This is a genomic window from Mesorhizobium sp. LCM 4576 (genome assembly GCF_001854815.1).
In the GTDB taxonomy this organism is placed as follows: domain Bacteria; phylum Pseudomonadota; class Alphaproteobacteria; order Rhizobiales; family Rhizobiaceae; genus Mesorhizobium; species Mesorhizobium plurifarium.
The window spans coordinates 70,225-78,921 of sequence record NZ_MDDT01000045.1 but is presented as its reverse complement, the minus strand read 5'-3'; the positions used below and the strand labels follow the sequence as shown (position 1 = coordinate 78,921).

Here is an 8,697-nt window from a genome sequence, read left to right as displayed (position 1 = left end):
CCCCACTGGGCAAGCTGCGTGAACCGCTTCGACGCAAACTGAAGCGGACAAATGATGTGCTACCAAACCGGACAACTTGATTAGCTACCGACAGCCCGGGTGCCTTCCGAGGATCGTTTCGGGCACTACGACGAGCCATGCTCATGGAAGGACGGATGGCTGGTCGATCACCCAAAGCCATGTCCCGTCGCCTYGCCGGCGGGCAATTTCCACTGTCACGGTGCCATCGGGGAGGCGCGTGGACGTGAGCGCCAAATCTCCGTTGATCATGGCTGGACGCTGATCCCCAAGTTCAAACTTTGGCCCAGCCATCACCAACCTGGCGTAGAACGCGCGGATGGCGTCCCTGCCGCGCGCCAGCTGCCCGCCGCCGATATCGAGGATGGCATCGGGCGTGTAGAGAGAGCCATTCCTTCCGCGTCTCCCGCCTGCTGGCGAGAAACCAAAAGCCGCGCCAGGTCCTGGGGATCGCGTGCGGGCTTGCGGGTTGCCTCGTCATTCATCGATCGATTTCCTCGGACACTACAAGGTTGCAGCGTCACTCCGCCGCGACCGATTCCGGCCGTGGCGCCTTGCCTGGTCGATCCTCGCCCGCCTTTTTCCAGTCTCCCGTCGTGTTCCACCAGCGGTTGGGATTGGCGCGGTCGTCCAGTCCTTTGGAACGGCTGGCGAGCAGCGGTTGGATGCGGATGACAGGCTCTTGATAGGAATGGGCCTGGAATATCGCCTCGACGACGCGGGCGGCGAGCGCCTGGTCGTCGGCGATCTCGAACGACACCTCGACGGTGCCGGGCCGCCGGCGCAATTCCGTCTCGGCGCCGGCGGCGGCGCCTTCGAGCGGCCGGTAGCGCTCGATGCCTTGCGCCGACTGATAGGCGTTGGCGTCATATTTGCCCATGCGCAGCGGCGTGATCGCCACCACCGCCTCCATGATGCGCTCGACATCGGCGGCCGGCGCCTGGAATGTGACGAGCAGAAGCAGTTCCATCCTGAGGGATTTGGTCTCAAAGCCGCTGTCGATCATCGCAATTCTCCTGCCTCACGTTGGAGGCAGGTATAGCAGGGGTGCTGCTGACACGGTGATGTCAGGATGCCCGACGCTCAGGGCATGTGCCTAGAGAATCTTGCGCACCAATCTGACCAGGACCAGAAGCATGTAGGCGGCGAAGAAAAGGGCGAGCGACCAGCCGAATCCCGACGGGCCAAAGGCGTCCATGCCGATGCCGATCGCCTGCGGGCCGATCACCATGCCCACACCATAGCAAAGCACGAAAGCCGCATTGGCGGACGCCAGTTCATGGCCGGAAAGCTGAGAGCCGAGATGGGCCAGGCCGATCGTGTACATGGCGGCGACGACGCCRCCCCAGACGAACAGCAGCGCCGCCATCAGATGCCAGTTTTGCGCGAAGAACGGCATGAAGACGGTGCCGACGAGGCCGACGGTGGCGCAGCCCAGAAGCAGATGGCGGYGGTCCGAGATACGATCGCTGATCATGCCGATGGGGATCTGCAGAAGCACGTTGCCGAGCCCGATCATGGTCAGCAGAAGCGCTGCGTCGGCCTCCGAATAGCCGATCCGGCTGCCATAGACGGGGAACAGCGAGAAACCGCCGGTCTCGACCGCGCCGAAGACAAGCACCGCGAAGGTAGCGGTCGGCACCAGCCAGATGTAGCGCAGGAAATGGCTGGTCTCGCTCTCGGCGACGATGCTCGGACTCTCGTTGCGGGCCGCAAGCACCGGAATGGCGGCAAGCGTCACCAGCCCTATGGTCACGCCGAATGGCAGAAAGCCCGAACTGCCGAGATGAGCGAATAGCCAGGGTCCGGCGGCAAAGCCAAGTGACAAAACGGTGGCGTAGATGCCAAGCACAAGGCCGCGGCGGCTGGGCGGGGCGGAGGTGCTGATCCAGAATTCCGACAGGATGAACAGCACCGTCAGCGAGATGTGCAGGGCGACGCGGAGCGGAAACCACATCCAGAAATCCGGCGCGAAATGAAAGCCGACGAAAGCGAGCGCGCCGATGGCGATCATTAAAAGCATGGTCCAGGCGACGCCGAGCCGCATGGCAAGCGGCGTCGCCAGCGGCGCGCCGGCGATCGAGGCGAGGCCGGCGACGGCGGTGTTGAGGCCGATCATCGAAGCGGAATGGCCGCGGCTTTCCAAAATGACGCTGAGCAGCGGCATGCCGAGGCCGATGGCGATGCCGACGACGCTGATCGAGGAGATCGCCGCGACCATCGGCAGCCAGTGTACGCGTTCGTCGCCCTGTTGTTGGGTATCGACCGTCATGGGATCAAAATGCTCTGCTTCTAAAGGACTTCGCGGACGAAGCGATTGCGGACGAGCCGGAAGAACGGCACGGCGCCCCCCGGTCGCAGCGAGGGATCGTCGGCAAGCCGACCTTCCAGCTCTTCCAGGATCATRCCGGTAATGTCGGGGATGTCGGCCTTGCGGGCATCGGCAAGCGGCAGCCAGACGAGTTCCTCCAGCTCGTTGGTCGGGCCGCYGCCGGGCAATTCCACGGCAACGTCGTGGCGCCAGGCGCTGAAGAAACGCGTGTCGAAACGGCGCACGCGATTGGGCGGGGTGATGGCGCGGGCGATGAAGCGGAGCATTTCCAGCGACGGGATAACGCCATGTTCGGCGAAACCCTGCCAGTCGCGCTTGGCGGTCGCGAAGGCGCCCTTGCGGCCGATCAGCAGGCCGGCTTCCTCATAGGTCTCGCGAATCGCCGACAGGGCGATTGCCCGCGCACGCGCCGCGCTGGCGCGGCCGGGACCGGCGACCAGCTTTTTCTCTTCTTCGCCGCGCAGAGACTGGGCGACGGGAATGCGGCTGTCCGCGGGATCGGTGCGGCCGCCGGGGAAGACGAATTTCCCGGGCATGAAGGCGTGCCTGGCATGGCGCCTGCCCATCAGCACCAGGACTTCCTTGTCCCGGCGATCGAGCAGAATGAGGGTCGCGGCATCACGCGGACGCAACGCCCGGCCGCTGCGCACGGCCAGGCCCTTATCGAGCTTGTCGACATCCGCCTTGGTCATTCCTTCCATGCGCTCGACCTAGCGGAAACTTCCCTGATGCGAAAGTGGCTTGCGCGTCGCGGCCTTTGAACCAGGGCGGACAGCGGTGCAACCTGGCTTATGAATGGCCCTCGAATTCTTCCTTCTCGTCGCCGAAGCCGTGCATATAGAGCGCCCATTGCAGCCCGATGACGGCGCCTTTGACCGGTTGCAGCAGCGCGACGGCGAGAACAATGGTCAGCGGCACCCAGATCAGCGCGTGCTGCCAGGTCGACAGCGTCGACGTGGCCTCAGCGGCCATGAAGCCGCCAAGCACGATATGGCCGACAATAACGATGACCAGATAAGCCGGCAGATCGTCCGCGCGATGGTGGTGCAGTTCCTCGCCGCAGACCTCGCACTTGTCCACGGGCTTCACGAAGGCGCGGAACAGCTTTCCCTTGCCGCAATGCGGGCAGCGACCGAGCAAGCCGCGCTTCATCGCCGTCCACAGCGGACGCGCGACGCGGCCCGAATGATGCTCGCCGCCCAAAACCTGTTCTTCCACCTGGAAATTCCCTGGCATTACCGTCTCCTGCCGCGCGGACCGACGCGCGATTGCGACGCGCGGGCGCGGCCCTTGGCCTTGTGGAACGACCGCCTCGAGCCGGGCAGGGGCTTCGGGTCGGTCAGCATCTCGAAACGCATCGCGCCGGCCATCGGCGCGACCTCGAGCAGCCGCACCTCGACGCGGTCGGCAAGCTGATAGCCCTTGCCGGTGCGTTCTCCGAACAGCGAGCGAGCGGTTTCGTCATAGATATAGTAATCGCCGCCCAGACTTGACACCGGAATAAAGCCGTCGGCGCCATACTGCGGCAATTGGACAAAGAGTCCCGCCTTGGTGACGCCGGAAATGCGCGCGTCGAAGGTGTCGTTGACGCGCTCGGCGAGATAGGCGGCGATCAGCCGGTCGACCGTATCGCGTTCGGCGGCCATGGCGCGCCGTTCCGTGGCCGAGATCAGCGCGGCGACCTCTTCCAGCCGGTCCGCTTCCTGCTGCGTCAGGCCACCGGGGCCGAGGCCAAGCGCCGCGATCAGACCGCGGTGCACGATCATGTCGGCGTAGCGGCGGATCGGCGAGGTGAAATGCGCGTAGCGACTGAGGTTGAGGCCGAAATGGCCGATGTTCTTCGGCGAATACTCCGCCTGGCTCTGTGAGCGCAGCACCACTTCGTTGACCAGCGCCTCGTTGTCGGCGCCGCGCACCCGCTCCAGAATGCCGTTGAACTGGCTCGGCCGCATCTGCGCGCCGCGCGCCAGGGACAGGCTGAGCGTTTGCAGGAACTCGCGCAGCGATTCCTGCTTGGCGAGCGACGGCGCGTCATGGATGCGGTAGACGAGGGGCTCTTTCTTGCCCTCCAGGGTCTCGGCGGCCGCGACATTGGCCTGGATCATGAACTCCTCGATGAGCTTATGCGCATCGAGTCGCTCCGGCACGACGACGCGGTCGACCGTGCCGTCCGCTTTGAGCAGGATCTTGCGCTCCGGAAGGTCAAGCTCCAGCGGCTGGCGGGCGTCGCGGCCGCGCTTCAGCACGGCATAGGCATCCCAGAGCGGCTTCAGGACGCTGTCCAGGATCGGCCGCGTCTTGTCGTCGGGMACGCCGTCGATCGCCGCCTGCGCCTGCGGATAGGCGAGCTTGGCCGCCGACTTCATCATGACGCGGTGGAAGGAGTGCCTGACCTTGCGGCCTTCCGAGGAGAAGGTCATGCGCACGGCGATGGCCGGACGATCCTCCCCCTCGCGCAGCGAGCAGAGATCGTTGGAAATGCGTTCGGGAAGCATCGGCACGACCCGATCCGGAAAATAGACCGAATTGCCGCGCTTCAAGGCTTCGCGGTCGAGCGGTGTGCCGTAACGCACATAGGCCGCGACATCGGCGATCGCCACGGTGACGACGACGCCGCCGGGATTCTTCTCGTCCGAATCAGGCGTGGCGAAAACGGCGTCGTCATGGTCCTTGGCGTCGGCCGGATCGATGGTCACCAGCGGCAGGTCGCGCCAATCCTCGCGGTGATCGAGCGTCGCCGATTTCACCGCTTCGGCCTCGGCGATCACGTCCGCCRGAAAGACATGGGGAATGTCGTGGGCGTGGATGGCGATCATCGAGACCGCCTTTTCGCTGCTCAAAGATCCCAGCACCGCCAGCACTTTGGCGCGCGGTAGTCCGTAACGGGATGCTCGCGCCGGCTCGACCTCGACGAGGTCGCCGTTTTTGGCGCCATTCTGGAATTCCTTGTCGACGATCAGTTCCGGCTGGCGGCGTTCGACCGGCTCGATGCGGAATGTGCCGTCCTTCAGCACGCGGAACACGCCGAGCACCGCATCGCTGCGTTTCTCGAAGATCTTCATCACCCGCCCGGTATAGGCAGGGCCTGACGGATCGTCGGTCGGGAAGGTTTTTGCGAGCACACGGTCGCCGATGCCAGGCACCGGGCCGCTGGCGCCGCGCGAAATACGGATGGCAATGACGGGCGGAGAACCGGCGCCGGTATATTCGCTCGGATTGGCCAAGAGCACGCCGTCGTCGTCGCGGCCGAAAATATCGAGCACGGCGACGTGCGGCACGGCGCCCGCGCGGCTGAGGCGCTTGCGTTCCTTGGTCAGCAGGCCTTCGTCCTGCAGGTCGCGCAACATGTCTTTCAGCCAGACGCGATCCTGGYCGCGCAGCGCGAAGGCTTTGGCGATCTCGCGTTTGCCGGAGCGGTCCGGATTTTCGGCAATGTAGCGCAGGATCTCGTCACGCGAGGGCCGGTAATCATCCTTGACCACCTTGGCCCTCGTGTCGGCGTGGCGCGGATCGCCGTGGCTTCTTCCGGAGATCCTGCGCGCCACGTCCTGCTATCCCTTCTTCGCCGCCCTGCGGAAGGGCTTCTTGGCGCCTCCGCCCTTGGCTTCCTTTTCCGCAATCAGGGCGAGCGCCTCTTCCACCGTCACCGATTGCGGGTCCTTGCCCTTGGGCAGCGTCGCGTTGACCTTGCCGTAATTGACATAGGGTCCGTAGCGGCCGTCGCGTACCGTGATCTTACCGCCGCCGTCGGGATGGTCGCCAAGCTCCTTCAGCGCCGCCGGCGTGGCGCCGTTGCGGCCAGCCTTGCCCTTCTGCTGCTTCTCGGCGATCACCGAGACGGCGCGGTTCAGGCCGATCGAGAACACGTCTTCGATGCTCTCCAGATTCGCGTAGGTGCCGTCATGCAGCACGAACGGGCCGTAGCGCCCGAGTCCGGCAGAGATCATCTTGCCGGTCTCTGGATGTTTTCCCACATCGCGCGGCAGCGACAAAAGCGCCAGCGCCTTCTCGTGGTCGATCTGTTCGGGCGTCCAGCCCTTGGGCAGGCTCGAGCGCTTGGCCTCCTTGCCTTCGCCGCGCTGGATATAAGGGCCGAACCGGCCGCTCCTCAGCGTGATTTCCTCGGCCGTGTAGGGGTCCTTGCCGAGCAGCTTGACGCCATCCTCGCCATTGCCGTTCTCGCCATTGGGATTGGCGGCGTCGCCGAGCTGGCGAGTGTAGGAACATTCCGGATAGTTCGAGCAGCCGACGAAGGCGCCGAACTTGCCGAGCTTCAGCGAGAGGTTTCCGGTGCCGCATTTCGGGCAGATGCGCGGATTGGAACCGTCCTCGCGCTCCGGGAAAACAAGCGGCGCGAGCTCTTCGTTGAGCGCATCGAGCACGTCGGCGACACGCAGTTCCTTGATGTCGTCGACAGCRCCGGAAAAATCCTTCCAGAAGTCGCGCAGYACGTCCTTCCAGGCGAGCTTGCCGTCGGAAATCTCGTCGAGCTTTTCCTCGAGCGAGGCGGTGAAGTCGTATTCGACATAGCGCTCGAAGAAGCTTTCGAGGAAGGCCGAGAGCAGCCGGCCCTTGGCCTGCGGCACCAGCTTGCGGCGGTCGATGGTGACGTAGTCGCGGTCCTCGAGCGTCTTCAGGATCGCGGTGTAGGTCGACGGCCGGCCAATGCCCAGCTCCTCCAGCTTCTTGATCAGCGAAGCCTCGGAATAGCGCGGCGGCGGCTCGGTGGTGTGCTGGGTGGCGTTGATCGCCTGACGGGCAAGCTGCTCGCCGGAGCGGATCTCGGGCAGGCGGCGGCTCTCCTCGTCCTCCGCGTCCTCGTCCTTCTGGTCGGTATAGGCGGCGATGAAGCCATCGAAGCGGATGACCGAGCCGATCGCGCGAAGCTCCGCCGTGCGGGCGCCGTTGACCGCCTCGATCTCGACCGTGGTGCGCTCGATCTCGGCCGGCTGCATCTGGYTGGCGATGGCGCGCTTCCAGATCAGCTCGTAGAGGCGGGCCTGGTCGGCATCGAGATATTGCCGCACCGAAGCCGGCGTGCGCCTGAAATCGGTCGGGCGGATCGCCTCGTGGGCTTCCTGGGCGTTCTTGGCCTTGGTGGTGTAGAAACGCGGCTTTTCCGGCAGGTATTTGGCGCCGAACTCGCTGACGATGGCGTTGCGGGCGGCCTCAATCGCTTCCGGCGCCATCTGCACGCCGTCGGTTCGCATATAGGTGATGAGGCCGGCGGTCTCGCCGCCGACATCCATGCCTTCATAGAGTTTTTGCGCCACCTGCATGGTGCGGTTGGCCGAAAAGCCGAGCCGCGAGGAGGCGGCCTGCTGCAGCGTCGAGGTGGTGAAGGGCGGGCCGGGGTTGCGCTTGGTGGGCTTGGCCTCGACCGACAGTGCCTTGAAGGTCGCGCCCTCGAGCATCGCCTTGATGTCGTCGGCCTGCGCCTTGTTGGCGATGTCGAGCTTCTGCAACTTCTTGCCGGCATAGGCAGTCAGCCGCGCCTCGAAACTGTCGTTGCGCGGCGTGTCGAGGATGGCGGCGATCTGCCAGTATTCCTCGCGGGTGAAGCGCTCGATCTCGGATTCGCGGTCGCAGACGAGGCGCAGCGCCACCGACTGCACGCGGCCCGCGGAACGGGCGCCCGGCAGCTTGCGCCACAGCACCGGCGACAGCGTGAAGYCGACGAGATAGTCGAGCGCGCGGCGGGCGAGGTAGRCATCGACCAGCGGGGCGTCGATCTGGCGCGGATTGGCCATCGCGTCGAGCACCGAGGCCTTGGTGATGGCGTTGAAGACGACGCGGCTGACCGGCTTGTCCTTCAGCGCGCGCTTCTGCTTCAGGACTTCCAGCACATGCCAGGAAATGGCCTCGCCCTCGCGATCCGGGTCGGTGGCGAGGATCAGCCCATCGGCATCCTTGACCGCCTTGGCGATGTCGGCGAGGCGCTTGCCGGACGCGGTGTCGACCGACCAGGACATGGCGAAGTCCTCGTCGGGCCGCACCGAGCCGTCCTTGGCCGGCAGATCGCGGACATGGCCGAACGAGGCCAGGACCTTATAGTTCTTGCCGAGATATTTGTTGATTGTCTTCGCCTTGGCCGGCGATTCGACGACGACGACGTCCATGAGGTCTCTTAATCAGCTGTGAGGTGGCGGAAGAACTCCGCGACGCACGACGAAATCCCACTCTTTTCGTCGCTCACATGGCCGTGCTTTTGCAATCGGTCAAGGGGAAGCGGCCAATTTGGGAAGCGGCGATCGGCGATACACTCTTAGAGTGTATGGCAAAGATCACATTTTTGGGGATGAAGGCATGCATGCCCCGAACCGGGCGGACGGCCGGCAAAAGACGAC

At 64.8% G+C, this 8,697-nt stretch carries 6 protein-coding genes; all 6 read right to left on the bottom strand.

What is annotated here, in order from left to right:
• Positions 1–538: 538 nt before the first annotated feature.
• The gene (locus LCM4576_RS23715; protein WP_071034916.1) at positions 539–1,024 is read right to left on the bottom strand and encodes a hypothetical protein; all 486 of its coding nucleotides are present in this window, start codon (positions 1,022–1,024) and stop codon (positions 539–541) included.
• Between the two features lie 90 nt (positions 1,025–1,114).
• Entirely contained in the window at positions 1,115–2,290 is a 1,176-nt protein-coding gene (locus LCM4576_RS23710; protein ID WP_071034915.1) for an MFS transporter, read from the bottom strand.
• Between the two features lie 20 nt (positions 2,291–2,310).
• Complete coding sequence (locus LCM4576_RS23705) at positions 2,311–3,051, bottom strand: NUDIX domain-containing protein (RefSeq protein ID WP_071034914.1); 741 nt, start codon at positions 3,049–3,051, stop codon at positions 2,311–2,313.
• Between the two features lie 88 nt (positions 3,052–3,139).
• A complete protein-coding gene (locus LCM4576_RS23700; protein WP_071034913.1) occupies positions 3,140–3,586 on the bottom strand; it encodes a DUF983 domain-containing protein in 447 nt (148 codons plus the stop codon).
• On the bottom strand, positions 3,586–5,895 hold the full coding sequence (gene rnr / locus LCM4576_RS23695; protein ID WP_071034912.1) for a ribonuclease R: 2,310 nt from the start codon (positions 5,893–5,895) through the stop codon (positions 3,586–3,588). Before rnr ends, LCM4576_RS23700 begins: the two co-directional genes overlap by 1 nt.
• Positions 5,896–5,901: 6 nt before the next feature.
• Positions 5,902–8,469 (bottom strand): type I DNA topoisomerase, encoded by a 2,568-nt coding sequence (topA, locus tag LCM4576_RS23690; protein WP_071034911.1) that lies wholly within the window; start codon positions 8,467–8,469, stop codon positions 5,902–5,904.
• Positions 8,470–8,697: the final 228 nt, after the last annotated feature.

Bases quoted from the DNA above. Each gene is read 5' to 3' on its own strand.
- LCM4576_RS23700 (WP_071034913.1), bottom strand. From the start codon at position 3,586: ATGCCAGGGAATTTCCAGGTGGAAGAACAGGTTTTGGGCGGCGAGCAT.
- LCM4576_RS23715 (WP_071034916.1), bottom strand. From the start codon at position 1,024: ATGATCGACAGCGGCTTTGAGACCAAATCCCTCAGGATGGAACTGCTT.